A 26,211-nucleotide genomic window follows, 5' to 3' on the forward strand; every position below is an offset into this window, starting at 1 on the left:
GATCAAAATGACCGGACTCTTCAGGAACACCCGATCCCGATATATTCTCAACCTGACGGCCGCGGCGGGCCTTTATGCCCTGCTCATGCTGTTGATCCGGTACAGGGTTTTGAACCGCTACCAGGCCCTGATGCTCATTCCCATAGGATTCAACATCATTCTGGCGGTCAGCCTCAACCTTTCCGCCGGCTTTCTGGGACAGCTTCCCCTGGGGCACGCGGGCTTCATGTCGGTGGGAGGTTACGCCGCGGCGCTTTTTTCGATGTCGGTACAGCTCCCCACCAATCTGGAGCTTCCGCTGGCGGTTCTCATCGGGGGGTTTACGGCGGCGATCTTCGGCGTCATCATCGGCCTGCCGGCGCTGCGCCTCCGGGGCGACTACCTGGCCATCATCACTCTGGGGTTCGGTGAAATCATCCGGGTCATCATCCTGAACCTGGACTTCACAGGCGGCGCCTACGGCCTCAAGGGCATCGGGCGACAGACCACCGTCACCTGGGTCTATATTTTCGTACTTCTCACCCTCTTCAGCATCAATACGCTCATAAAATCCCGCCACGGTCGGGCCATTCTCTCCATACGCGAGGATGAAATCGCCGCCGAGGCCTCGGGAATCCCCACCACCCGATACAAGGTTCTGGCGTTTTCGGTTTCTGCCGGGTTCGCCGGAGTCGCGGGAGGGCTCTACGCCCACTACCTCAGCATTCTGGATCCCTCCACCTTCGGGTTCATGCGCTCCGCGGAGATCCTTGTCATCGTGGTGCTGGGAGGACTGGGGTCCATTTTCGGCTCCGTCATATCGGCAACGATTCTGACGATTCTGCCGGAACTGCTTCGGGGGTTCGCGGAATATCGCATGGTCATCTACTCGTTGCTGCTGGTGATGGTCATGATCTTCAAACCCTCCGGCCTGTGCGGACGCTACGACTTTTCCCTGGGGGACGCGCTGGACGGCTGCTTCGCCCGGATACGCGGCAAACTTACAGAGGGGAGGAAAGCCCGATGACGCCGGTTCTGGACATCGCGAAACTGGGAATCAACTTCGGCGGGCTTCAGGCCCTGGACGACTTCAACGTGCAGGTCCACACCGGAGAAATTTTGGGGCTCATCGGGCCCAACGGCGCGGGAAAGACCACCGTGTTCAACCTGCTCACCAACGTCTACCGGCCTCTGCAGGGCACGATTCACCTGAAGGGCCGGAACACTCTGGGAAAAACCACCCATGAGATAACCCGGTCCGGCATCGCCCGAACCTTTCAGAACATACGCCTTTTCAAATCCCTGTCCGTGGCGGATAACGTCAAGGTCGCCCTGCACAACAGCATGAATTATTCCGTACTGGCCACCTGGCTGCGTCTGCCCTCCTACTGGAAACAGGAGGCCGAGGCGGCGCAAACCGCAAGGGAGCTGCTGAGCCTGTTCGAAATGGAGGCTCTGTCGGACGCTCCCGCCGGAAGTCTCCCCTACGGCGCTCAGCGTCGGCTGGAGATCGTGCGGGCGCTGGCGACGAACCCGAAGGTTCTGCTGCTGGACGAACCGGCGGCGGGGATGAACCCCTCGGAAACGGCGGATCTGATGCGCACCATTCACTCCGTTCGGGACAAATTCGACGTGGCGATTATTTTGATCGAACACGACATGAGCCTCGTCATGGGAATATGCGAACGCATTCTCGTCCTGAACTACGGACTGATTATCGCCCAGGGGACCCCTGACGAAATTCGAAACAACCCGCTGGTCATCGAGGCTTATCTTGGTCAGCAGAGGGAGGAATGACCCATGACTCAACCCATGCTGCAGGTGGAGAACATCGACGTTTCCTACGGGGCCATTCACGCGGTCAAAAACGTTTCCTTCCACGTGGACGAAGGAGAGATCGTCACCCTCATCGGCGCCAACGGAGCGGGCAAAAGCACCATTCTCAAAACGATATCGGGACTTTTGCGCTCAAAAAGCGGCAAAATTCATTTTTTAAACGAGGACATCGGCTCTGTGGAGGCGTACAGGCTCACGCAAATGGGGCTTTCTCACGTGCCCGAGGGACGCCGTATATTCCGGGAGCTCACCGTCGAGGAAAACCTGGAAATGGGAGGCTACCTGAGAACCCGTGAGGAAAACGCGAAGACGCTGGAAGATGTATACGAAAAATTTCCCCGCATCCAGGAAAGGCGGCGTCAGATCGCGGGAACTCTGTCCGGCGGAGAGCAGCAGATGCTGGCGCTGGGGCGCTCTCTCATGTCACGCCCCCGCCTCATTATGATGGACGAACCCTCCATGGGTCTGGCCCCCGTTCTGGTGGAGCAGATATTCGATATCATCAGAGAACTCAACGAAACGGGAACCACCATTCTTCTCGTGGAGCAAAACGCGAAAATGGCCCTTTCCATAGCCTGTCGGGGGTACGTGCTGGAAACGGGAAAAATCGCGCTGGCCGCCAACGCCCAGGAGCTTCTCGACAACGAGGACGTAAAAAAAGCCTACCTCGGCGGGTAGGCGGACAAATAAAATTCAGAGAAAAACCGGATGAGACTCAGAGAAAAGCAAACTCTGCCCCTTCCAGGTCTCATCCGGGTGATCTCATAAAAGCAGGTTGATACTATATCTTTGGCGAAAGCAGGGCGATCAGGTCGTCAGAAGACGCTCCGGCAAAGAGCCCCTGAGCGTCGAAACCCTCAACCGCCCGGGCAATGTCTTCCTTCGTGTAGGGACAGCCCGTCAGACGCGACAGAAGAGGTTCGTACTCTCCACTGCCGAAATAATCTCCCCGAAACGAGCACTCGGCAATTTTCCCCTCGCCGACAACCAGAAAAACCTCGATCCCTCCCCAGGGGAAGCGTCTTTTTCTGCGCTCCGTGAAACGGGGAGAAGCGCCGTAATTCCATTCCCTCGTGGAGTATTTTTCGGTTCTGAGCTTTTCAACCTCGCTCAAAGCGCCTTCATCCAGGCTCAGAGGGGTCAGCCCCTGAATCCCCTGCTGCAGGCGATCCCAAAATTCGGTCATCGACAGAGGCTCCCGCAGAAAGGGCCGGATGTTTCCCACCCTTCCCCGAGTGGATTTGACGGCCTTGCTTTGGAATTTGTCCTCAGAGGGACGCAGGGCCTGAGACAAAATCTCCAGGTTCGCATCGTAAAGAAGGGTCCCATGGTGGAGGACGACGCCGTTCTTCCGGTACTGAGCTCCGCCGGAGACTTTCCTGCCCTCAATGGTCAGGTCGTTGCGTCCGGACAGTTCGGCATGAACTCCCAGCTCCCCCAAAAACCGGATGATGGGCTGAGAGAAAAAGGCAAAGTCGAAATCCCCGGCGTCCGGCATGACGAAACTGTAGTTGATGTTGCCCAGGTCGTGGTACACCGCGCCTCCCCCCGAATTGCGGCGTACCACGTGGATATGGCGTTCCTCCACGAAGGAGGCGTTGATCTCCTCCATTGTGTTCTGAAAACGTCCCACAATAATGGAAGGTTCGTTCTGCCAGAGCATGAAAAACCGCGAACCGTCGCGCATGGCCCGAAGACAGAGATATTCCTCCAGGGCAAGGTTGTACTGAGGTCGCGTATCCCTGTTTTCTATCGCGTACATGTTCTCAGACTCCATGAACTGCCCTCCCGAAAACGTTTGCCGCGGCTTCGGCGATGGACTCGTAAACCGTTGGATGGGCGTGGATGGTTTTTATCAGGTCATCCGGCGTCGCTCCGAAGTGAAGGGCCAAAGCCGCCTCCGAGATCATTTCCGTCGCCGGACCTCCCGCCATGTGAACGCCCAGAATCTTCTTCGTCCCCTCGTCTGCGACGATGCGGATCATTCCGCTGTTGTCCCCCGTTATCATGCTCCTGCCGTTGGTCGACAGAGAAAATCGCCCCGACCGGATTTTATGACCCTTCTTTTCCGCTTCCCGTTCGGTCATTCCCACGGAGGCCAGTTCGGGCGACGTATAAACGCATTGAGGCGTGGTGCTGTAATCCATGGTCGCGGGGTGACCCAAAATGTTTTCCACAGCCACCTCTCCCTCTCTGGATGCCACGTGAGCCAGCATGAAGGAGTTCACGCAGTCCCCTATGGCATAGACCCCCTCCACGCAGGTTTCCATCCGGTCATTGACGACAATGTGCCCCCGTTCGGTTCTGATCCCCAGAGCTTCCGCCCCGAGCCCCTGAATGTAAGGACGGCGTCCCTTGGCGACCAGAAGTTTTTCGGCCTTGATTTTCTTTTCCGTCCGCCCGCCGTTCGCTTCCGACGCGGACTCGACGGTAATTTCCAATCCCCCGCCGGCTCGACTCACCTCCCTGACAGAGCAGCCCCGATGGAAGGCGACTCCCCTTTTCTCCAGAGCTTTGCGCAGCACGAGAGCACAGTCGGGATCCATGTTCCGCAGAATTTCGGGAGAGGTAACCACCACCGTGACCCGGGCGCCAAAGGAGGCGAAGGCCGAGGCAAACTCCATCCCGATGACCCCGCCGCCGCTGACCACCAGCGATGAAGGCGCACTTTCGAAGGAAAGAGCCTCGTCACTGGTGACGACCCCTTCCAGGTCGAACCCGGGGACGTCGGGCATATCAGGTTCCGACCCCGTGGCGATCACAATGGCGTCGGCCTCGATCAGCCGGTCTCCAACCTGAACGGAACGCGGGCTTTTCAGGACGCCCGTTCCCTCCACGTACTCCACTCCGCAGCTTCGAACGAGTTCTTTCGTTCCCGCCGCCAGACGCGTCACGGTCAGGGCCCTGCGCTTCATGAGAGCGTTCCAGTCCAGACGGGGATTGTCCGCCAGAACGCCGATCCTTTTGGCCTCCGACCTGAGAGAATCCAGCAAATCCGCCGAATGGAGCAGGACTTTCGTGGGAATGCATCCCACATTGAGACAGGTTCCCCCGATGGCGTTTTTCTCGATCAGGGTGACGGCAGCGCCCAGCTGAGCCGCTCGGACGGCCGCCACATACCCTCCCGGCCCCGCTCCAATAATCGCAATTTTTTTCATCAGGCGATATCTCCCCGCAAAATCGGGCGACGAGCCGCCTGAACTTCGTCCGGTCTGGATATTAGCGTGTTTTGGGGCGCATTTTTAACCTCGTCGGGGTTTTTCTCCGCTTCCTCCGCGATGGTTTTCATGGCCTCGACGAAGCCGTCCAGATCGGCCTTTGATTCCGTCTCCGTGGGCTCGATCATCAGGGCCCCCTCCACCACCAGCGGGAAGTAGACTGTGGGCGGATGATACCCCAGATCGATCAGCCGTTTGGCGATGTCCAGAGTTGTAACTCCCCCTTTGTGCTGAAGGGCGTCGTTGAACACGCACTCGTGCATACTGGCCCGGGGGAAGGGAAGATTGTAAATCCCCTTCAGACGCGCTTTGATGTAGTTGGCGTTCAGCACCGCCGCCTCCGTCACGTTCTTCAGGCGATGTCCCAGCGTACGGGTGAAGGCCAGAGCCCGAACCAACGTCGCAAAGTTGCCGAAGAAGGAATGAAGACGACCGATGGAAAGGGGCGCGTCCGACAGCAGCTCGTAACGGTCTCCTTTTTTCATCACCCGGGGAACGGGCAGGAAGGGCTCCAAAATATCCCGAACCACCACGGGGCCGGCCCCGGGACCGCCTCCGCCGTGGGGCGTGGAGAGGGTTTTATGGACGTTGATATGAAAGACGTCGATGCCCATTTTCTCGATATCGGCATAACCCATGAGGGCGTTCAGGTTGGCGCCGTCGCCGTAGACCAGTCCGCCCTTTTCATGGATGATCTTCGCAATTTCCGCGATGTGACTCTCGAAAATGCCCAGAGTGTTCGGGTTGGTGACCATGATGCCCGCTGTGTCCTCGTCCATGACCTCCCGGACGGCCTCCGGGCTCATGATCCCGTCCGGGGAAAGCTGAACGGGAACCGGCGTGTAGCCGCAGAGGGCCGCAGAGGCCGGGTTGGTGCCGTGAGCCGTGGCCGGCATGATGATTTTATGGCGCTGTCTGCCCCTGTGGGCGTGGTAAGCGTGAATCATCAGGATTCCCGTCAGCTCGCCCTGAGCTCCCGCCGCCGGCTGCAGGGACACAGCATGCATTTTTGTGATCTCCAGCAGGTCCCGTTCCAGCTCGTACATCAGTTTCAAAGCACCCTGAACACCCCTTTCGGGCGTCAGAGGATGCAGGTTCGCGAATCCCGGAAGCCCGGCAAGGCGTTCGTTGATCTTGGGGTTATACTTCATGGTGCAGGATCCCAGCGGGTAAGTTCCCGTGTCCACGCCGAAATTCCAGGTGGAGAGCCGGGTGAAATGCCGAACGACGTCCACCTCCGAAAGCTCCGGCAGGGCCGGTTTTTCGCCCACCAGATCCCCGGCCAGTTCTGAGCGGGGAACGTCCCGTTCGGGAAGGCTCATGCCAACGCGGCCCTTCCGGCTCCTCTCCCACAGCAGCCCCTCCCTGAAAACCAGACCGCGCGCGCCAGGATGACCGGTCATATCAGGCCACCTCCTTTAAAATTGCGAAAAATTCGTCCAATACCTCGCGGGAATGAGCCTCGGTGGCGCAGAAGAGGTAAGCGTCCTTATATCGTGGATCGCCGTACCCAGGGAAGCCACCCAGCTTCAGACCGGCGACGAACCCCCGATCCAGCAGAGTTTCATAACGTTTCTCGAAACCGGCCGGAGCGACCATGACGAACTCGTTGAAAAACGGGGCGTCGAAAAGAGCCCTGAAACCCGCGTTTTCCAGTCCTTTTTGCAGATAAACGGCCTTGTCGTGATTGAGCTGAGCGATTTCCCTCAGACCCTCTTTTCCCGCCGTACTCATATAAATGGCCGCGGTCAGCGCGTTATGTCCGGAGTTCGTGCAGATGTTCGAAACCGCTTTTTCCCGTCGGATGTGCTGTTCTCTGGCCGCCAGGGTCAGAACAAAGGAACGCTCGCCGTTTTTGTCCAGGGTCTCCCCCGCCAGACGTCCGGGAAGGGTCCGAACAAAGTCCTTTCTGCAGGTCAGGAGCCCCACTCCGGGGCCGCCGAAGTTGTGAGGGATGCCGAAACTTTTCCCTTCCCCGGAGACGATATCCGCCCCCTGACTGCCGGGGTTTTTGAGGAGCCCCCAGGCCATGGCCTCGGTAAAGGAAACCACCAGAAGGGCTCCTTTGGAATGAGCCGCCTCCGCCACGGCCTTCAGGTCCTCAATGACCCCCAGGAAGTTGGGGGACTGAACGACCAGAGCGGAGACGTCGTCGGGCAGTGCGCTGCAGTCCGTTTTGCCGTCGGGCAGGGACTCCAGCTCCGTCACTTCAAAACCGGTGGGCCGAAGGTAGGTTTTCAGCACCTGAAGGTAGTGGGGATGATTGAGTCGGGAAACGGCGATTTTGGGTTTCTTTTTCACACGAACCGCCATCAGAACGGCTTCAGCCAGAGAGCTGGCCCCGTCGTACATGGAGGCATTGGCGATGTCCATGCCCAGCAGTTCCGCCGTCATGGTCTGAAACTCGAAAATTGCCTGCAGCGTCCCCTGGCTGATCTCCGGCTGATAGGGGGTGTAGGACGTGAGAAACTCGGAGCGGGAGGCCAGGTAAGTCACGTGAGCCGGTATGCAGTGGGAACAGGACCCCGCTCCCGCAAAAGCCACCGGAGCGCCGGCCGCCATTTCCTCGAACTCCCGGGACAGACGCCATTCGCTTCTCGGCTCAATGTGGATTTCCGAATCCCGCCTGACCTCGGAGGGAATGGAACCGAACAGATCTTCTGTGCTTTTAACTCCGACGACCTCCAGCATTTCCCGGAGGTCTTCGGCTGTATGAGGCAGATAACGCATGCGAAATCACTCGACGGGAGCCAGCGTCTTCAGAAAAGCGCGATAGGCGTCGTTCTTCATGAGACCGTCCAGTTCTCCCGGCTCCGCCGGCTCCACCTCAATGATCCATCCTTCCTCGTAGGGAGAGGTGTTGACCTTCTCAGGACTGTCGACGAGGGTTTCGTTGACGGCCGTAACCTTCCCCGTTACGGGGGAGTTCAGGTCGCTGACGGCCTTGGTGGACTCCAGAGACCCGAAAGCCGCTCCCGCGTTCACCGCGGCCCCTGCGGCGGGCAGTTCAACGTAAACGATGTCTCCCAGAGCGTTCTGAGCGTAGTCATCCACGCCAACCCGGACGGTATTGCCGGTCTTTTGGGCCCACTCATGGGTTTTCGTATAAACTAAATCGCTTCTGATATCCAGTTCTTCCAACGATTTCATAAACAGATCTCCTTTGTGCAGTAATGTGTAATAAAATCAGGGTTACGGTCAGATTTTGACGCGCGCGGTACGGTTCGGCCGGATGTCCGACACGATTTCCGCCTCTATGGAACGACGGGAGTCCTTCAGAACGACCCTTTGCCCCGGCTTCAGAGGCCGGTCCACCCGGATGAAACCGCAGACCAGGCCCCTGGCCCTGAAAGACGACGGTTTATCCGGACTGGTCACGCTGTAGATTTTGCCCTCCGCCCTGCCGATGGCCATGTCGATGGCGCAGGTGGTCACAGACCCGATGGAGGCGCCATTCAGCAACACCAAGGCTTCGCGTGTCTCGACCTTTCGGGGATCGAATCCGCAGAAGGCGCAGGTATATATCGACGGGGGATCCCTGTAGATTCCGGAGCCGATGAAGTCCTTCGTGAAGCGACCTTCCCTGTCCCGGGGAAGAGCGAAGCTCCAGGGGGTATTGACGAAGGGCCAGGCTCCGATGTCCTGATGGGAAAGAGGCAGCATGGCTCCCGTCCGGAGGGAATCACGGGCGGCAAGTCCGCAGGGCGTCACGTCGCTTCCCCCCGCGTCGCGAATCAGGTTCCACGCGGCCAGTGCCCTGTCGCAGGGCATGACAATCTCGAATCCCACTTCCCCCGTGTACCCCGTGCGGGAAAGCAAAACCGGAATGTTGCCGGGAAAAGCGATTTCAGAATTGGGATTGGCGTAGTCCCCGCGAAACTGAAAATACCGAAGTTCATCTATCGTTCCCCGGCCCTTTTCCAGAATTTTCCTTATGATGTTGGGAGCTGCCGGACCCTGGAGGTCGATTTTGCTGAAGCGTCCGCTCTCGTCCACGACGCACACGTCCGGAAAGGCGCCCTGTTGCTCCAGATGTTTTCGCACCACCGGCCCCATGGCGGCGTTGACGATCAGGATGTACCCGTCCCCGCCCAGGTTGTAGACGATACTGTCGTCTACAACGTGTCCCCGTTCGTTCAGAATCATGCTGTAGCCGCAGGATCCGGCCTTCAGGGTCGAGATATTTCGAGTCAGGCAGAGCTGAAGCAGGTTGAAGGCATCCTTGCCTTTAATTCGCAAAAGATCCATATGTCCAATGTCGAAGACCCCGCTGGTCTCGATTACGGCCAAATGCTCCCTGACGCTGCCTGTGGGGTACCAGAGCGGCATTTCCCAGCCGCCAAAATCCGTCAGCTCTCCGCCCATTTCTCTGTGAATGGCGTTAAGCGCCGTTTTTCTAAGCATATTCTCATCTCCTTTTCACGAATAAAACCGTTCATGGAAAATAAAAAACAAATCTCTCTGTAAATTTCGAGCCTGAATTGAATTGATATGAAGGTTACATATGCAGAATATAAACATGGTACGAGACAATACTCCCCTCAGGACGAATGCTCTCTGTCACAACACAGCTTCCTTACCAAAGTTCTTCATCAGGGCGCTGTTTATCGCTGCTTCAGAGTCCTGTCCGGGTACGATTCTTTTACCTGAGAGTTTCCGTTTCAGCCTTGCCTGGCTTCGAAACTTGCCCCTTCGGCGCTTCGGTCCCCTCAAAGGATGAGGGATTGAACCAAAGTCTCTCACGTACCTTTCTTTCAGGGTTGTTACATTGTGGTCTATTCTGGAGGAATTCTACAATTTGTCAAGAGAAAATCAGACGTCCAAATCCGCAGGATAACGATAATCTCATCGATATTTCCTCTTCTGCGCTTCCTTTTTCCGTACTTCCCATCTGTACTTCCCATCTATACTTCTCTTGCTTGACAAATGAGGCCGCTTTACGGATACTCGCCTTAATTTCCTCTTGCGTTTATACAAAGTATATAAAATTATATAAAGGAAGGAACGGTCAAAAATGAATTTCAGGGGAAAAGTCGTGCTGATCACCGGCGCCGGCGCCGGAATAGGAAAGGCCTCGGCGGAGCGGTTCGCGGAGGCCGGCGCCTCCGTTTGCGTCAACTCGCAGAGCTCTTCGGCCGAAGAAACGGCGAAAATCATTGAAAAACGCGGATACCCTTCCCTGTTCGTGCGGGCAGACGTTTCTCAGGAAGAAGACGCCCGCCGGCTGGTGGAAGAAACCGTGAAGCGTTTCGGAGGGCTCGACGTCCTCGTCAACTGCGCGGGCATCGTCATCGGCGGCAACGTCGAACAGACCTCACTGTCCGACTGGCGGAGAACAATGGAAGTAAACGCCACGGGCACGTTTTTGATGTCAAAATTCGCGGTCCCGATGCTTCGAAAGCGCGGCGGCGGAGTGATTGTCAACGTCAGCTCCATCGTGGCCACCAAAGGCCTTGTCAATCGCGCCGCGTACTCCGCCTCTAAAGGCGCCGTGCTGAGCCTCACAAAAGCGATGGCCGCCGATTATCTGGCTGACCATATACGAGTCAACAGCGTATGTCCCGGGACCGTGCATACTCCCTCGCTGGACCAGCGTATCGCGTCGTCGCCGGACCCCGAAAAAGCGCTTCAGGATTTTATAGCGCGGCAGCCTATGAAAAGGCTGGGAAAAGCCGAAGAAATCGCGACGGCCATTTTGTTTGCCGCCAGCGACGAAGCGGCTTTCATGAATGGAGCAAATATCGCTATCGATGGAGCGATGTCCCTCTGATAAATCCGCTAAATCCGCCCGAATCAGAACCTTTCCGCCCTGACCTCACGGCCAAAATCCCGTTGAGTCAGGGCGGAGGAGGGTTTTCGGCGACGGCGACGTATTTATCTCAAACATCCGCCAGAGAACGACCCTTTTTCAGCTCCACGTCCAGAGGGATGGAAAGGGACGCGGCGGACTTCATGACGCCGCACAGGGTCTCCCCCACCTGATCGGCCAGGGATTTCGGACATTCGCAGATGAGGGAGTCGTGGATCTGCAAAAAAAGCCGAACGTCTCCATCTGCGGGGAAAATCCGGTTGAAATCGATCATCGCCCGGCGGGCAATATCCGCCGCCGTCCCCTGAATGGGGGTGTTGATGGCGACGCGCCGGAGCGCGTTTCGATCCCGAAGGCCTTCCGCCGCCTCGTCGATGGGACGAACCCGCCCGAACAGAGTCCGCGTATAGCCCCGCTTCTGCGCCTCGGCGGCGCTCTCGTCCAGGTAATTTCTGACACCCGGCAGAGCGGCGAAATAACGGGAAATAATGCTGCTGGCCTCGCCCCGCGCAATTCCCAAACGACCGGCAAGGCCAAAGGCGCTCATGCCATACAGCAGACCGAAATTGATCATCTTGGCCACCCGCCGCAGTTCCGGCGTAACGTCCTCCGGCGGGGTGGAAAATACCCAGGATGCCGTTTCCCTGTGAATGTCCCTGCCGTTGCGAAAAGCGTCTCTCAGGCGCTCCTCTCCGGACAGATGGGCCAGAATGCGCAGTTCGACCTGAGAGTAGTCCGCCGCCACAAAAATCCGGTCCGGCGCGGAAGGGATCAGCCCCTCCTTCAGGCGCCGCGACCAGTTCCCGAAGGCGGGCAGGTTTTGAAGGTTGGGGTCCCGGCTGCTCAGACGGCCCGTCCCCGTAAAGGCCGCCTCGAAAGTGGTGTGCACAACCCCGCCGCACGGGGCCGCCGCCTTTTGCAGGGGAACGACAAAACCGCTGAGCATCTTCGTCAGCTCCCGATGCTCCAGCATCAGCCGGGGAACGTCGCTGTGAGGCAGTTCCAGCGCGGCCAGTCCCTCCAAAACCGACGCGCTGGTCGAAAGAGCCGTTTTTCCCTTTGTTTTTGCGCCGCCGGGCAGTTCCAGCTTTTCGAACAAAAGCCAGGCCACCTGCTTCGGAGAGTTGAGGTTGATCTCCGCTCCGGCCCGAAGGGCGATCTCCTCCTCGATGGAGGCCACCCGCTCCTCCAGCTCCTGCTGCAAAGAGATGAACAGGGGAGATGAAAGCGAAACTCCCTTCCGCTCCATTTCCACCAGCACGGGAATAAGGGGCAAATCCACGTCCCTCATCAACTCGCTGAGGCCCTCGTAGCGCCGCAGATCCAGCCCCAGATGCCGCGCCGCGCACCACAGCAGCCCCGTGGGAACGCCGGCCTTTTCCTCCATGTCGGGATAGAGGTCCTTCAGCCCGTGAGAGGGTCGATCCGGATGCAGCAGATAATGAGCCGTTTTCAAATCCCAAATCTCGCAGTCCTGGAAGGTTTCAGGACCGAAACAGGCCGCCAGCTCCTTGTAGTCGTTCACATAAAGTTTTTTCCCCCTGAGCCGCTCCCAAAAGCCGGCCCGCAGCTCGGGGCCCTGCCGGACGGCGTAACGTCCATGCTCGTCGGCGATCTGAACCTCCGCGCTTTCCGCCTCGGGAGGATATTTTCCGGTGTGAAAGAGCACCGCCGCCAGTCCCTCCGCGTCCAGAAGGTCCTCGAACTCCACCGGAACGGAGCCCGCCGGAACGGGAGCATCGCTTTTCGCTTCCGGCGCGTCAGCTTCGACCGGCGTCACGGCATGTTTCAGCTTTTCCGCAAAGCGCGTCATTCCCAGCCGTTCGCAGAGACGCAGCGCATCTTCCCGCCGGCCCCGCGCCGGATTGTCGGGGAGGTCCGCCGGATCCAGTGGAAGATCGGTCTTCAGGTAAATCAAATCGCGGCTGTAAAAGGCGGAGGCGCGGCCGGCCTCCAGTTTTTTGCGAACGCCGGTTTTCAGCGGACCGTCGGTTTCCTCCTCCGTCAGAGCGTCGTAGAGCCGCTCCAGAGTCCGATACTCCCGGATCAGCTGCAGGGCGGTCTTCTCTCCGATGCCCGGAACGCCTGGGACGTTATCCGCCGCATCTCCCAACAGGGCCAGATAATCCGCCATGAAAACGGGCTCGAATCCAAATTCTCCGATAAAGGCGGCTTCGTCGCAGTCCTTCAGCGTCGTAATGCCTCGAATCGGGCGCAGCATCCGGATCCCCGGCGACAGAATCTGCAGCAAATCCTTGTCGGAAGAAACGACGACGGCCTCCTTTTCCTCCGCGGCGGCTTTTTTCGCCAGAGAGGCGATGACGTCGTCGGCTTCCACTCCCTCCCGAACGATTACGGGGTACCCCAGAGCCGTCAGCAGTTCCCTCAAAAGAGGAACCTGAGGGCGAAACTCCTCGGGGGCGGGCTTGCGCTGGGCCTTGTAATCCGGAAAAATTTCATGACGAAAGGTGGGTCCCGGGGCGTCGAACACCACGACGCAGCGGTCGGGCGCAACTTCGTCCTCCACTTTCGTCAGCATGTTCATAAAACCGAGAATGGCGTTGGTGGGCGTTCCGTCGGGAGCAGAAAGCGGCGGCACGGCGTAAAAGGCGCGAAAGGCCAGCCCATGTCCGTCGACAATTAATATTTTCGAACGTTTTGACCCGGATTCCATTCAGTAAGTTCCTCCTCCGAAATAGTTCTAAGTTATAATAACCTATTGATTGATCTGCACACAATCCATAAACACCGGGCCTGTGCCCCATGGGAGGAACCAGAAATGGAAACACGCGTACGCTTCGCCCCAAGTCCTACGGGCGCTCTGCATATCGGAGGAGGTCACACCGCCCTGTTCAACTGGCTGTGGGCTCGCCACAGAGGAGGACGTTTCGTCCTTCGCATCGAGGACACGGACAGAGATCGGTCCACTCAGGAATACGAGGAGACCATCATGTCCGGCATGAGGTGGCTGGGGCTCGAATGGGACGAAGGTCCGGACCGGGGAGGCGAATTTGGTCCCTACCGTCAGTCGGAGCGCCTTTCCCTGTACCGGGAGAACGCGGAAAAACTGGTGACGGAGGGCAAGGCCTATCGGGAGGGCTCGGCGATTCTCTTTCGGGTGCTGCCGGGCGTGGAGCTTTCCTTCGACGACGTGGTCTACGGACGTATTGAGACGACCAGCGACGGTCTGAAGGACAGAGATTCAGGGACCCTCAAGGACATCGTTCTGATCAAGAGCGACGGAATGCCCACCTACAACTACGCCGTCGTCATCGACGACCACTTCATGAACATCACCCACGTCATTCGAGGAGAGGACCACATCTCCAACACCCCCAAGCAACTGCTGATTTACGGCGCTTTCGGGTGGCAGCCGCCGCTGTTCGCCCATCTGCCCATGATTCTGGGTCGGGACAAAAAGAAACTGAGCAAGCGTCACGGCGCCACAAGCGTCTACGAATACCGGGACATGGGCTATATGCCCGATTCAGTTTTCAATTTTTTGGCGATTCTGGGATGGTCGCCCGGCGAGGACAGGGAAATTTTCAGCCGGGAGGAAGCCGCGCAGCTTTTCGAGCTGTCCAGAGTGACGCGAAAGGCCGCGGTATTCGACCCCGACAAGCTCAATTACATCAACCAGGAGCACCTGAAACGACTGGACCCCAAAGTGAGGCTCGACCTGATCAAACCCTTCTGGAAGGACGCGGGCTTACCCGTGGAACGGCACGACGACGCCTGGCTCGCCGATGCGCTGACCCTCATGGGTGGACGAGGACAGACCGCGAAAGAGCTGGCCGCTTTTTCAGACTATTACGTCTCCTTTGAACCCGTAAAAAGCCGGTGGAACCCTGAGGGGATTTCCGACGAACTGAGGCCGATACTGAGGGAATTTTTCACCGCGCTTCTCGCCGAGCCGGACTGGACGGCGGAAAAACTGGAGGCCCGGGCCCGAACCTGGGTGGAAGAAAAAGGCGTAAAAATGAAGGATTGCGCGATGACGCTGCGTTTCGCCCTGACGGGTATGAAGGTCAGCCCCGGGATTTTCGAGGTGGCGGCGCTTCTTGGACGCGAGGAGGTTCGACGTCGGCTGGAGTTTTACAAATTGGTATAAAATGCGGAACACCGTGTTTCGTCTGGACGGCCAATTTTAAAATATAGGATGAACGGCAGGACGGGAGGCAGGTCATGTCGAAACAAACGGAAAACAGGGCAAAGAACAACATGGAGCGCAAAAAGAGCGGAAACAGCGGAGATGGAGCGCAGTATAACGTCTCAGGGCTGACGGATTACGATATTTTTCTCTTTAAACAGGGGACCCACTATACGCTTTACGAAAAAATGGGAGCCCACAGGATGGTCAGTCCGGAGGGAAAAGAGGGCGTGTCCTTTGCCGTCTGGGCGCCCAACGCCAAATCGGTGAGCGTGGTGGGGGACTTCAACGAATGGAACGCGAACACTCATCCGCTGAAGATACGATGGGACGGCAGCGGGATATGGGAGGTCTTTATCCCCGGCCTGAAAAAGTGGGATCTGTACAAATTTCATCTGGTGAACAGCCGGGGGGAGCACAAGGACAAGATGGACCCCTTCACCGCGTTTTTCGAGGTCGCGCCGCGCACGGCCTCCATTCTGCACTGGCCGGAGTACGACTGGGGCGACGGCCGGTGGATGGCCGACCGAAAGGCGCGCACGTCCCTTTCCGCCCCCTGGTCCGTGTACGAACTGCACCTGGGTTCCTGGAAGCACCACTGGGACGACGGACTGTCCCTCTCCTACCGGGAACTGGCGGAGGAGCTTCCCCGGTACTGCCGGGAAATGGGCTTTACCGCGGTGGAGATGCTGCCTGTGATGGAGCATCCCTTTTACGGTTCCTGGGGGTATCAGACCCTGGGCTATTTCGCTCCCTCCAGCCGCTACGGCACTCCGGAGGATTTCATGTTTCTCGTGGACAGTCTGCACCAGAGCGAAATCGCCGTCATTCTGGACTGGGTTCCCAGCCACTTCCCCACCGACGACTTCGGACTGGCCCGCTACGACGGAACAGCCCTTTACGAACACGAAGACCCCCGCAGGGGATACCATCCCGACTGGGGCAGCTACATCTTCAACTACGGACGCAACGAGGTCCGCAGTTACCTCATATCCAGCGCGATCTACTGGCTCGACCGCTATCACGCCGACGGCCTGCGTATCGACGCGGTGGCCTCGATGCTCTACCTCGACTATTCCCGAAAGGCGGGGGAGTGGATGCCCAACGTCCACGGAGGCCGGGAAAACCTGGAGGCCATCGCCTTTCTGCGGGACATGAACAAGGAAATTTACGGGCGGTTCCCCGACGTGCAAACCATCGCGGAGGAGTCCACCGACTGGCCCATGGTGACCCGACCGGTTTTTCTCGGAGGGCTGGGGTTCGGCATGAAGTGGAATATGGGCTGGATGCACGACGTTCTCGCCTATATGAGCCACGAACCCATCCATCGCAGCTACCACCACAATCAGCTCACCTTCAGCATCTGGTACGCCTTCAGCGAAAATTTCATGCTTCCCCTGTCCCACGACGAGGTCGTCCACGGCAAGGGATCCCTGATCAACAAAATGCCCGGAGACTGGTGGCAGAAACGCGCTAATCTGCGCCTCCTGCTGGGTTACATGTGGATGCATCCCGGCAAGAAACTCCTCTTCATGGGAGGAGAACTGGCGCAGGGACTGGAGTGGAACCATAATTCCGCGCTGGAGTGGCACCTGCTGGAAAAACCGGAATTTCAGGCCATGCAGCAGTGGGTCAAAGACCTGAACGCCGTGCTTTCCCGTTATCCGGCCCTTTACGAGCGGGATTTCTCCCCGGAGGGTTTCCGGTGGATCGACTGCAGCGACTGGCGGCAGAGCGTGGTGGCCTTCCTGCGTCAGGGAGAGGAGAAGAACGACTGTATTCTCGCTCTGTGCAACTTCACCCCCGTGCCCCGGTACGGATACCGCCTGGGCGTTCCGCTGTGCGGATTCTGGAGGGAAATTCTCAACAGCGACTCCACGGTTTACGGAGGCAGCGGAATTGGAAACGCCGGTGGAATGGAGACGATCTCCGTCCCCTCCCATGGCTTCGACCAGTCCCTGATGCTGACTCTGCCGCCGCTTTCGCTGGTCGTATTTCATTTTGAGACCCGGCCCTGATTCACCGGGCGGGATTGTTCAGGAGGGATAACGTCCCATTATGTCGCGTTATATTTGCGTACACGGTCATTTTTATCAGCCTCCCCGTGAAAACCCCTGGCTGGAAATCGTCGAAACTCAGGAATCCGCAGCGCCCTGGCACGACTGGAACGAGCGGATTACGTCCGAGTGTTACCGCCGCAACACGGCTTCCCGCATACTCGACGACGAAGGGAATATTTGGAAGATTTGCAACAACTATTCCCGCATGAGTTTCAATATGGGGCCCACCCTGCTGACCTGGATGAAAGAGGCGGCCCCCCTTTGTTACGCCGGCATTCTGGAGGCGGACGCCCTGGGGCGTAAACGTTTTTCGGGACATGGTCCGGCTCTTGCGCAGGTCTACAGCCATTTGATCATGCCTCTGGCCAACCGCCGCGATAAGGTCACTCAGGTCAAATGGGGCATCGAGGATTTCCGGAGCCGCTTTGGCCGTATGCCCGAGGGAATGTGGCTCGCGGAGACGGCCGTGGACACGGAAACTCTGGAAATTCTGGCCGAAAACGGAATCCTTTTCACCATTCTCGCCCCCAGACAGGCCGCGGAGGTGCGTCCTCTGGCGGACACCGACGCCCCATGGCAAAGCGTCCGGGATGAAAAAATCGACACGAGCCGCGCCTACCGCTGCGATCTTCCCTCCGGAAAAAGCATCGCCCTCTTCTTTTACGACGGCGTTCTCTCTCAGGGCATCGCCTTCGGAGGTATGCTGAACGACGGGGGATATTTCGCCCGACGCCTGATCGAGGCCCAGCCGGATCGGGGCAGAGAGCGGGATACTCTGTCCCACGTCGCCACGGACGGAGAATCCTACGGACACCACCACGACCACGGAGACATGGCCCTGGCCTATTGTCTTGAGACCATCGACAGCGGCAGTGAGGCTAAATTAACGATTTATGGCGAGTTTTTAGAAAAAAACCCCCCGGAATACGCCGTCCGCATTGTGGAAAATTCTTCCTGGAGCTGTGTTCACGGCGTTGAACGCTGGCGCAGCGACTGCGGCTGTTCCATCGGAACGCCGGGGTATCATCAGAAGTGGCGCGCCCCTCTGAGGGAGGCTCTGGATTGGCTTCGGGACAAACTCGTTCTGCTTTTCGAACACGAGGCGGCCAAATACCTGAAAAACCCGTGGGAGGCCCGAAACGACTACATTCACGTGATTCTGAATCGCTCCAGGGAAAACGTGGACGACTGGATCAATGCCCACAGCACCCATGTTCTGTCAAAGGAAGAAAAGATTCGGACTCTCAAACTTCTGGGGGTTCAGCGCGCCGCGCTCCTGATGTACACGAGCTGCGGATGGTTTTTCGATGAAATTTCCGGACTGGAGACAAAGCAGATTCTGCGCTACGCCGCCCGGGCCATCTGCCTGATCGGGGAACTGACCGGCCTCGACTACAATCCGGAGTTTTCCCGTCACCTCTCGAAGGCCCCCAGCAACATCCCGGAGCTGAGAAACGGCGCCCGAATTTACGACATCCTGATAAAATCCTCTCAGGTCTCCTTTGAGCGACTGGCGGGCCAGTGCGGGATGATGTCGCTTTTCCCCCGCTATCCTCAGGAGGAGATTCTGAAAAACTACTGGGACATAACGCCGGACATCGTCGCGAACATTTCCCAATCCGGCGACAAAAATTCCCGCATCTTCATGGCGGGAGAGGTAAAGGTCGCCTCGAAATTCACCCGGGAGGAAAAAGATTTCATCTTCGCCGCCAACTATCGCGGAAATACCTCCATCGTCTGCGGAGTGACCGCCGCAACGGAAGAAAACCGGAAAAAAACTCTGGGAAATATCGAAGAGCTCCGGTCCCTCTTTGTCCGATCCGACGATGAAAAATTGATCGAAATATTCGGCCATAATCTTTTCTCCCTGCGTCACATCCTCAGCGGCATAAGAAAAACTTTCCTCGAAAGGCTGCTGCAGCAGGATCTCATGGAAATCGAAAACGGACTCCGCCACATCGTGGAGGATTACAGCAGGCTGATCGAGTCTCTGACCGCCCTTGACGTCAAAGCTCCGTCGATCATCCGTTCTTCGGCCTCCGTGGTTCTCACCACCGACGTGATTCGCAGCCTGGAGGGAGAGATTCCGGACATCGACACCGCCCGGCGTTATCTCGAACGCGCGCGGCAGTGGAACATCACCCTGGACAGCGACCAGATCAGCTTCACCCTGAGCCGCTGGCTCCTCCAGCAGATGGAGCTCATCCTCAAATCACCCGTGAACTCCGCCGTGATAGACCGCATTATCGACGTCCTGACCCTCTTTATGGACGAATTCAACTGGCACCTGAGCCTCTATGAAGCCCAAAATCTGTACTACGCGACACAGCGAATCCACGGAGAAGCCCTGCTGAACCAGTCGCGAGCTCTGCGCGCTTCTTTCCGGAATCTTGGAAAACGCCTGAAATTCTCGGAAGAAGCCCTGTTATAGAAAATAGAAAAACGGTATATTTGACTGTTTTGACTTCAGAAAGCGCCCGTTTCCCTGAGGAAGCAGCGCAGAGGAGAGTTCGGAAATGATAAAAGCACTGACAGCGCACACCGGCGAAATCGACAACACAGAGGCCGCACTGGCGGAAATCATGGAGCAGCTGGACCTGAAAAACAACCTGCTGAAAAATTCCATCGGATTGATCACCTGCTATTCCGAATTTATCGATACGGGGATCGTGAAGGCTCTAACCTCCGCCCTCCCCTTCGAGACGGTGGGAACCACCACCCTGGGGAACCTGGTGCCGGGCTCTCTGGACACGCTCTCTCTGACGATCATGGTGCTGACCAGCGACGACGTATCCTTCTCCGTTGGGCTCACGGACTCCATCACCTCGGACTCCCCTGAGGACGAGGCCCTTTGCGCGGCGGCTTACGAAAAAGCGGCGGCCAAACTTCCGGACTTCCCGGAGAAAAAACCCCTTCTTATCCTGAGCTTTGCCCCGCTGCTCATGAACGTCAGCGGGGATTTCTACGTGACCGCCTTCGACAGGGTTTCCGGCGGCATCCCCAGTTTCGGCCCCGTGGCGGTGGACCACACCTCGGACTACCACACGGCGCAGATCCTCTGCAACGGGGAAAGCTACGCCGATCGCTGCGCTTTCGTTCTTTTGTCCGGCGAAGTCGTTCCTCATTTTTTCATCGCTTCCATCTCGTCGGATAAATTCTTTCAGGACAAAGGTCTGGTGACCGACGCCCAGGGCTGTCTCCTGAAAACGGTGAACGACGTTCCCGTCGTGGACTACCTGAAAAGCCTCGGCCTTCCCCAAAATGAGGACGGAACCCTCAGCGCCATCAACATCTTCCCCTTCGTCGTCGACTACAACGACGGAACCCGACCGGTGGTTCGGGCGATCTTCGCTCTGACGCCGGAGGGCTGCGTGGTCTGCGGCGGCAACATCCCCACAGGGACAACCCTGTACGTCAGCGCCTTCGATTCCGCGGAGGTTCTTTCCACCACCGAAGAGGCCCTCCGTCAGGCCCTCGCTCAGAGAAAATTCGACTGCATGATCCTTTATTCCTGCGTGGGGCGTTATTTCGCCATGGACTACAATCCCCTGGGAGAAATGGAAAGCGTCCAGAAACTGATTCCCGAGGGGCTTCCGTACCAGTTCACCTACTCCGGAGGCGAGCTCTGCCCCGTCCACGCTCAGGGAACACAATCTCTGACCAACAGAAACCACAACGACAGCCTGATTATTTGCGCCCTTTCGTCGAAATAAAATCCGGAAAAGGACTGCAGGAAATGACATCGCCCGATGAAGATTTCGAAGCCTTAAGGCTGGAAAACAGACAACTCTACATGGAAAACAGAAAGCTGCTCCGCGAACTGGAGTCCGAGCGCGCTCTGAACCGGAGAAACCGGATAAACGCGGAGGCCAGAGCCAATCTGACCCAGATCATTTCAGCCGAAAAATCCCGCCTGGAACGCTACATGAACCTGCTTCTGGCCAACTGTCCCGATGTTATCCTGCTGTTCGACCAGGAAAAACGTCTCATCTTCGCCAGCGAGTCCTACCTGCGGCTTCGGGAACTGCCCGCTTTTGGCCTGATTCGGGGAAAGACCAGCGAAGAACTCCTGTCGCCTCTCTTTACGGAAGAAAGCTGGCCCCATATCGACGCTCTGTTCAAAACGGCCGTGGAAGGACAAAACTCCGGCGCCCCTCAGGAGTTTACCGAAAAAATCGATTTTGGAAAAAAAGGAGACTTTCGTTATTACATCATCAGCGTAACCCCCATGCTGGAGGGCGGAAAAACGGAGGGGATCATGGCGCTTTTCTGCGACACCACCGAAATCATCCTGGCGAAGGACGAGGCGGAACGGGCCCGAGCCATCGCGGAGCAGTCCACACGGGCAAAATCGGACTTTCTCGCGAACATGAGCCACGAGATGCGCACTCCGATGAACGCCATCATCGGCATGACCACCATAGCCCAGTCTTCCGAAAGTCCTGAAAAAAAGGACTACTGCCTGAATAAAATCGAAGAAGCCTCCAGTCACCTGCTGGGAGTCATCAACGACGTTCTGGACATGTCGAAAATCGAGGCGGGCAAGTTCGACCTCTCCCCCGCGGAGTTCAGCTTCGAGAAACTGCTTCAGAAGGTGACCGGCGTCATGAACTTCCGCATCGATGAAAAACGGCAGAAGTTCACCCTGAGCGTCGACGAAAAGCTTCCGGATACGCTGATTGGGGACGACCAGAGGATCGCGCAGGTGATAACGAACCTGCTCTCCAACGCCACCAAGTTCACGCCTGAAGGAGGTTCCATACATCTGGACGCGCAGCTTCTGGAGGAGAGAGACGAAACCTGCCTCCTGCAGATTGCGGTATCCGACACGGGGATCGGCATCAGCGAAGAGCAGCAGAACCGGCTTTTCACCTCCTTTCAGCAGGCCGACACCAGCACCTCCCGAAAATTCGGCGGCACGGGGCTCGGACTGGCCATATCGAAGCGCATCGTCGAGATGATGGGCGGCAGAATCTGGATCTCGTCTCAGCCGGGCAAAGGGGCCACCTTCACCTTCACGGTGGAGGTCAAAAACGGAGAGAAGAAACGCGATTCACCCCTGCAGCCTCGCGCCAAAAATTTCGAAACGACTCCGCCTGGGGAAAAACCGGACGAAAAGAGAGATTCTTTCGAAGGTTTCCGTATTCTCCTGGTGGAAGATGTGGAAATCAATCGGGAGATCGTCCTGTCGCTTCTGGAGCCGACTTTGCTGACGATCGACTGCGCGGAGAACGGTGTGGAGGCGGTTGAGCTTTTCAAAGAGAACCCGGACCGGTACGACATGATCTTCATGGACGTGCAAATGCCTCAAATGGACGGCTACGAAGCCACGCGACGCATTCGCGCTCTCGACGTTCCCGCCGCAGGGCGAATCCCCATCGTGGCCATGACGGCCAACGTTTTTCGGGAAGACGTGGAAAAATGTCTGGCGGCAGGAATGGACAGCCACATGGGCAAACCCGTCGACTTCAATGAAATGTTGAACAAACTGCGCCAGTACCTCCCCCACAGGTGAAAAAACAGGCGGACACGTTTCAGATTTTTACTGCTCCATAAATACTCTCATTTTTGTCTGAGCTTCGACGTCCGTTTTGACAATGCTCAAGTCCAACAAATCGAGCGATAGTCGGTCAAAAATATTTATCTGCAGGCGTTCAGCAGCTTTTCTGCCCGCGCGGACTACTTCATCATCTTTACCCGGGCGTTGCGGTCTTTGATCTGGCGGAGGAGCGTCAGGCAGATGGACGGGACCTCCTCCAACCCGTCGTCCCTGGAGACGGCCTGCTCCAGCCGGATCACGCCCTCTTTGACGGCGTCGTCGCAGGGTTGCAAACTCGCGTGGCTCATGGGGTCGCTGTAGCGCAGGGCATCGATCACCGGCTGGATGTTCCCGGCCATGCCGGGCGCTTTATCCAGAGCGGCCGCCACGTCCGCCCGCAGGGACGCCAGCTCCCAGGTTTTCCCACGCACTTCGCTCCCCTGTTGCCCTATGGCATCCCTGACGCCCTTCAGGAGAATCAGCCGGATCGCGAAAAATGCCCATATGAGCGCGTGCCCGATGAAGAACCAGACCGGCGGCAGCCGGAAAATTCCCAGCTGCTCCAGCAGGACGAACACGGCGGAAAACGCGAGCTCGATCGTCAGGTATTGCCCCGCTGCCGTCGGAATCGCCGCCGCCCAGGGATAAGTTTTCAGATTGTCCAAAAGGTACACGCCGCTCCACCAGAAGCCCGCGAGGCCCAACAGGGCGAACCCGTAAGCGGTCAGGTACAGCGGGGTGATTTCTCTCAGAACCAGAAAAGGCAGACTCAGGACCGCCGCGAGAACCAGCGCGATCAGGGTGATTCGTGTTTTATGACCGTTCATTTCACAATCTCCTTTATTCGGCGTCACTCTGGCTCATCTTATGTCCGCATTCAAGGCAGAACTTGCCCTTCGGCGTCTTCGCGCCGCAGACGGGGCAGATGGTTTCCTCCCGCGTCTGCGGCGCTGGCTGAGAGGGCGCGGCTTGGGAAGGCGCAGCCTCCGGCGTCCGCAGGACGTTTTGCATCATGCCGCCCACAGACGCGCCTACGGCCCCGCCCACGCCGGTCACCATTCCCAGGCCGACGCCCAGGTTGCTCATCTGTCCCACGGCCTGGTTGGACGCCACCTTCTCCGCAACGTCGAAGCCCCGCTCGTCCTGATAGCTGTACCCTTCCAGGGCGCGTTTCTGAGCGATGGCCTGAGCCTCGATCACAAGGCGTCGGGCCTGTGTCTCCTGTTCTATGACTCCCACCTGCTGGCGCAGCTTCGCCTCCGTCACGTCCGCGTACTGGCGGAAGTGCAGCTCCCTGAATTTTTGATACGCCCTGTCCTCCTCCGGCCTGACGAACCCGGCTATGAAAAACTTCTCCAGCTTCACTCCGTAGTCCAGAAAATCAGCCCCCAGTTCCTCGTGGAGCGTCTCGGACATTTGGGTCATGTGCCCGTCGATTTCGAAGATGCTGATTTTTTCGGCCTTGATGACCTGGACCAGGCGCGTCTTGATTCTGGCGTTCAGGAACATCCGGAACTTCCCCGTCAGCATGTCCCGCGTCAGGGTTTTCTCCGTGCCCACCACCTTGACCAGCAGCTTGCGGGAGTCCTCCACGGACAGGCTCATCTCGCCCCGGGCCCCGATTTGAATCGGGAAGCCGTATGTGGGCTCCACGTACTCCACTCTGGAGTCCGTGCCCCATTTGATCTCCATCTGCTCCGTCCTGTTGACGAAGTACACCTCGCAGTGAAACGGCGTCTGGTCCCCCGTGGGGCGGTTGAAATACTTATCCACGAGCGGCAGGTTCTGGGTTTCCAGGGTGTAGCGGCCGGGGCCGAACAGGTCCAGGGCCTGCCCGTTCATGAAGAAGACCGCCTCCTGGCTTTCGTGGACGATGAGCTGTGCGCCGGTGTTGAAGTCCTCGATCGGGTGTTTCCAGACGAAGGTCGTGTCGTCCCCCTCGTATTTGATGACGTCGGCTAATTTATCCAATTGAACTCCTCCTGCTCACTCAATATCGTCCTGTTTCATCTGTTCTTCCGGTTTCGAGTCAGTTCCCGATTTTTTACTCGGGACAAAAAATATGTTGATCAAAGCGATAGACCAACTAAAAATAAGAGCGCCAACAGCCCAGGCAGGGTAACCCACGAACCGTAAGATAAAAAAGAAGATCGGGCCAAGAATCAACCAAACACATATCCCATATTTGTGCAGTCTTTTTGCATCCAGTTGTTTTAATTCTGTTATAACGGAAGACATATATTCTTCGTACTCTTTCTGAAGACCGATCTCAGTTTTCCTGTCCATCTGTTCCAATTGAAGTCTGTATTCTTCGATCTTTTCGCGTATTTCCCTCGGATAAGCAGCGTAGATTGTTTTATTGGATTCATCGGCGAAGCGCAGAGCCCTCTGGTAATTCGGATCCGCGTCCGGGAAGTCGAAATCCTTCATCGCCTCATTAAAGCCCCACATCATGGGAATGTAACTATTGTCGAAATATATTAATTTCCATTTCTCTTGTTCAGTTAGTGTAGTGCTCTTCTGTAATGCTTTAACGTCTGCCTGGCTCGCCTCATCCAGCGTCAGGGAAACGATTTTACAGGCGCTGTCTGGCGCTTGCTCCAGCAAAAACGTGACTTTCTCCATGAAGCGTACCCACTCGTCTGTGACGATGTCGTACTGGCACTGATGCTTCGCCTGGTATTTCCCCATGTAGGCCGCCGCGCATTGGGGGTCGATGTCCAGCACGCGCTCGAAATAATTATCGGCCCTCGCGAATTCGCCGTCTTCGAGAAAAATATAAGCGCGCTCCAGCAGAGGCTTGACGTCCGGTCTGGCCGCTGTCGCCGCCGCTTGAGGCGCGGTCTCCGGCTGAGATTTATCCGCGCTCAAAACCTTCTGTATACCTCGGATCAGGTCCTGCACGAAACCGATTTTGCTCATGTCCTGGGCTTGGAGGTGAGACAGCTCATCGGGCAGGTCATACGGGTCCATGTCCTGATAGCAGGGGATGAGCAGGCGGCTCCTGTCCTTTTTCATCAGGGCCAGATAACGGCTCCACTCGTTCTTCACCCATACGGCGCTGAAGCGCGCCGGGCTGGTTCCGATCACGATCATCACACGGGCGCTGTTGAGAGCGCTGAAGATATACGGTTCATACTCGCTCCCCAGCTTGTCCTCAAGGGTGATGCGGGAGAAAAAGACCTTGTACCCGGCCTGCGTGAGCCGGTAATAAACGTCCTGGGCGATGACGCTGTCTTTCGTGCGGTCTCCGTTGTCCTCGGCTTCCTTGTAACAGATGAACACGTCGAAGGGCTCTTCTTTCCGCGAGATGGCGAGGATGCCCTTCTGAATTTCGGAGATGGTTTTCGCCTCCTCCTCGTAGAGGCTCCGGCTGTAGCCGTCGGGGGCGTGCTCCAGCGCCGCAAGGCAGTCCGGGTGGTCGAGGATGGATTCATATTGGACTCTGTGGCAGGTGGGGACGCGCCTGTGGGTCGCAGGGTCCTCCACGTACTCGATGCCAAAGCGGCATAACACAGCGCCCCAATGGGCCTCGGCGTTGGAGTTGTCCTCGTCGAGGATGCTTTCGTAGGCCGCCAGGGCCCTGTCGAACTCGTTCTGCCTGCGGAAATGGTTGGCGC

General features: G+C 57.5%; 19 protein-coding genes and 1 riboswitch. Of the genes, 9 read left to right on the plus strand and 10 right to left on the minus strand.

Features of this window, described 5'->3' with window-relative positions:
* The first annotated feature begins 7 nt into the window (after window positions 1-7).
* From LBR61_00275 to LBR61_00285, 3 genes are read left to right on the plus strand one after another with little or no spacing between them, the layout of a single operon-like run.
* Complete coding sequence (locus LBR61_00275; protein MDR1730507.1) at window positions 8-1,006, plus strand: branched-chain amino acid ABC transporter permease; 999 nt, start codon at window positions 8-10, stop codon at window positions 1,004-1,006.
* Window positions 1,003-1,776: an ABC transporter ATP-binding protein gene (locus LBR61_00280; protein MDR1730508.1), complete on the plus strand. Its 774-nt coding sequence runs from the start codon at window positions 1,003-1,005 to the stop codon at window positions 1,774-1,776. The genes LBR61_00275 and LBR61_00280 overlap by 4 nt, the downstream gene beginning before the upstream one ends.
* Before the next feature lie 3 nt (window positions 1,777-1,779).
* Window positions 1,780-2,493: an ABC transporter ATP-binding protein gene (locus LBR61_00285; GenBank protein ID MDR1730509.1), complete on the plus strand. Its 714-nt coding sequence runs from the start codon at window positions 1,780-1,782 to the stop codon at window positions 2,491-2,493.
* 103 nt (window positions 2,494-2,596) lie between these two features.
* Here LBR61_00285 and LBR61_00290 read toward each other — a convergent pair whose 3' ends face one another.
* Genes LBR61_00290 through LBR61_00315 form a run of 6 tightly spaced genes read right to left on the minus strand, consistent with a single transcriptional unit; the run spans window position 2,597 to window position 9,437 of the window.
* Entirely contained in the window at window positions 2,597-3,592 is a 996-nt protein-coding gene (locus LBR61_00290; protein MDR1730510.1) for a lipoate--protein ligase, read from the minus strand.
* On the minus strand, window positions 3,582-4,973 hold the full coding sequence (lpdA, locus tag LBR61_00295; GenBank protein MDR1730511.1) for a dihydrolipoyl dehydrogenase: 1,392 nt from the start codon (window positions 4,971-4,973) through the stop codon (window positions 3,582-3,584). The genes LBR61_00290 and lpdA overlap by 11 nt, the downstream gene beginning before the upstream one ends.
* Window positions 4,973-6,436, minus strand: coding sequence for an aminomethyl-transferring glycine dehydrogenase subunit GcvPB (gene gcvPB, locus LBR61_00300; protein MDR1730512.1), 1,464 nt, complete (start codon window positions 6,434-6,436; stop codon window positions 4,973-4,975). The genes lpdA and gcvPB overlap by 1 nt, the downstream gene beginning before the upstream one ends.
* A 1-nt stretch (window position 6,437) precedes the next feature.
* Window positions 6,438-7,763, minus strand: a complete 1,326-nt coding sequence (gcvPA, locus tag LBR61_00305) for an aminomethyl-transferring glycine dehydrogenase subunit GcvPA (protein MDR1730513.1) — start codon at window positions 7,761-7,763, stop codon at window positions 6,438-6,440.
* Window positions 7,764-7,769: 6 nt separating this feature from the next.
* Window positions 7,770-8,183, minus strand: coding sequence for a glycine cleavage system protein GcvH (gene gcvH / locus LBR61_00310; protein MDR1730514.1), 414 nt, complete (start codon window positions 8,181-8,183; stop codon window positions 7,770-7,772).
* A gap of 48 nt (window positions 8,184-8,231) precedes the next feature.
* Window positions 8,232-9,437, minus strand: coding sequence for a hypothetical protein (locus tag LBR61_00315; protein ID MDR1730515.1), 1,206 nt, complete (start codon window positions 9,435-9,437; stop codon window positions 8,232-8,234).
* A gap of 220 nt (window positions 9,438-9,657) precedes the next feature.
* Window positions 9,658-9,787, minus strand: a riboswitch (glycine riboswitch).
* Window positions 9,788-10,047: 260 nt separating this feature from the next.
* Here LBR61_00315 and LBR61_00320 point away from each other — a divergent pair.
* The gene (locus LBR61_00320; GenBank protein ID MDR1730516.1) at window positions 10,048-10,803 is read left to right on the plus strand and encodes a glucose 1-dehydrogenase; all 756 of its coding nucleotides are present in this window, start codon (window positions 10,048-10,050) and stop codon (window positions 10,801-10,803) included.
* A gap of 109 nt (window positions 10,804-10,912) precedes the next feature.
* On the opposite strand, the gene LBR61_00325 is transcribed toward LBR61_00320, so the two are convergent.
* A complete protein-coding gene (locus LBR61_00325; protein ID MDR1730517.1) occupies window positions 10,913-13,516 on the minus strand; it encodes a DNA polymerase I in 2,604 nt (867 codons plus the stop codon).
* Window positions 13,517-13,621: 105 nt separating this feature from the next.
* Here LBR61_00325 and gltX point away from each other — a divergent pair, with 105 nt between their 5' ends.
* The 5 genes from gltX to LBR61_00350 all read left to right on the plus strand — a co-directional run bounded on the left by gltX (window position 13,622) and on the right by LBR61_00350 (window position 22,567).
* Window positions 13,622-14,953 (plus strand): glutamate--tRNA ligase, encoded by a 1,332-nt coding sequence (gene gltX, locus LBR61_00330; protein ID MDR1730518.1) that lies wholly within the window; start codon window positions 13,622-13,624, stop codon window positions 14,951-14,953.
* A 110-nt stretch (window positions 14,954-15,063) separates the two neighbouring features.
* Window positions 15,064-17,010: a 1,4-alpha-glucan branching protein GlgB gene (gene glgB, locus LBR61_00335; protein MDR1730519.1), complete on the plus strand. Its 1,947-nt coding sequence runs from the start codon at window positions 15,064-15,066 to the stop codon at window positions 17,008-17,010.
* Window positions 17,011-17,050: 40 nt separating this feature from the next.
* Window positions 17,051-19,483: a DUF3536 domain-containing protein gene (locus LBR61_00340; GenBank protein MDR1730520.1), complete on the plus strand. Its 2,433-nt coding sequence runs from the start codon at window positions 17,051-17,053 to the stop codon at window positions 19,481-19,483.
* 85 nt (window positions 19,484-19,568) lie between these two features.
* The gene (locus LBR61_00345; protein MDR1730521.1) at window positions 19,569-20,765 is read left to right on the plus strand and encodes an FIST C-terminal domain-containing protein; all 1,197 of its coding nucleotides are present in this window, start codon (window positions 19,569-19,571) and stop codon (window positions 20,763-20,765) included.
* Window positions 20,766-20,788: 23 nt separating this feature from the next.
* Window positions 20,789-22,567, plus strand: a complete 1,779-nt coding sequence (locus LBR61_00350; GenBank protein ID MDR1730522.1) for a response regulator — start codon at window positions 20,789-20,791, stop codon at window positions 22,565-22,567.
* 164 nt (window positions 22,568-22,731) lie between these two features.
* Here the strand turns inward: LBR61_00350 and LBR61_00355 are convergent, their stop codons facing one another.
* From LBR61_00355 to LBR61_00365, 3 genes are all read right to left on the minus strand, one after another.
* Entirely contained in the window at window positions 22,732-23,418 is a 687-nt protein-coding gene (locus tag LBR61_00355) for a hypothetical protein (protein MDR1730523.1), read from the minus strand.
* A 13-nt stretch (window positions 23,419-23,431) separates the two neighbouring features.
* Window positions 23,432-24,562, minus strand: a complete 1,131-nt coding sequence (locus LBR61_00360; protein ID MDR1730524.1) for an SPFH domain-containing protein — start codon at window positions 24,560-24,562, stop codon at window positions 23,432-23,434.
* 15 nt (window positions 24,563-24,577) lie between these two features.
* On the minus strand, window positions 24,578-26,211 hold a 1,634-nt coding region (locus LBR61_00365; GenBank protein ID MDR1730525.1), incomplete at its 5' end, for a toll/interleukin-1 receptor domain-containing protein.

The organism is Synergistaceae bacterium (genome assembly GCA_031272035.1).
Classification (GTDB): domain Bacteria; phylum Synergistota; class Synergistia; order Synergistales; family Aminobacteriaceae; genus JAISSA01.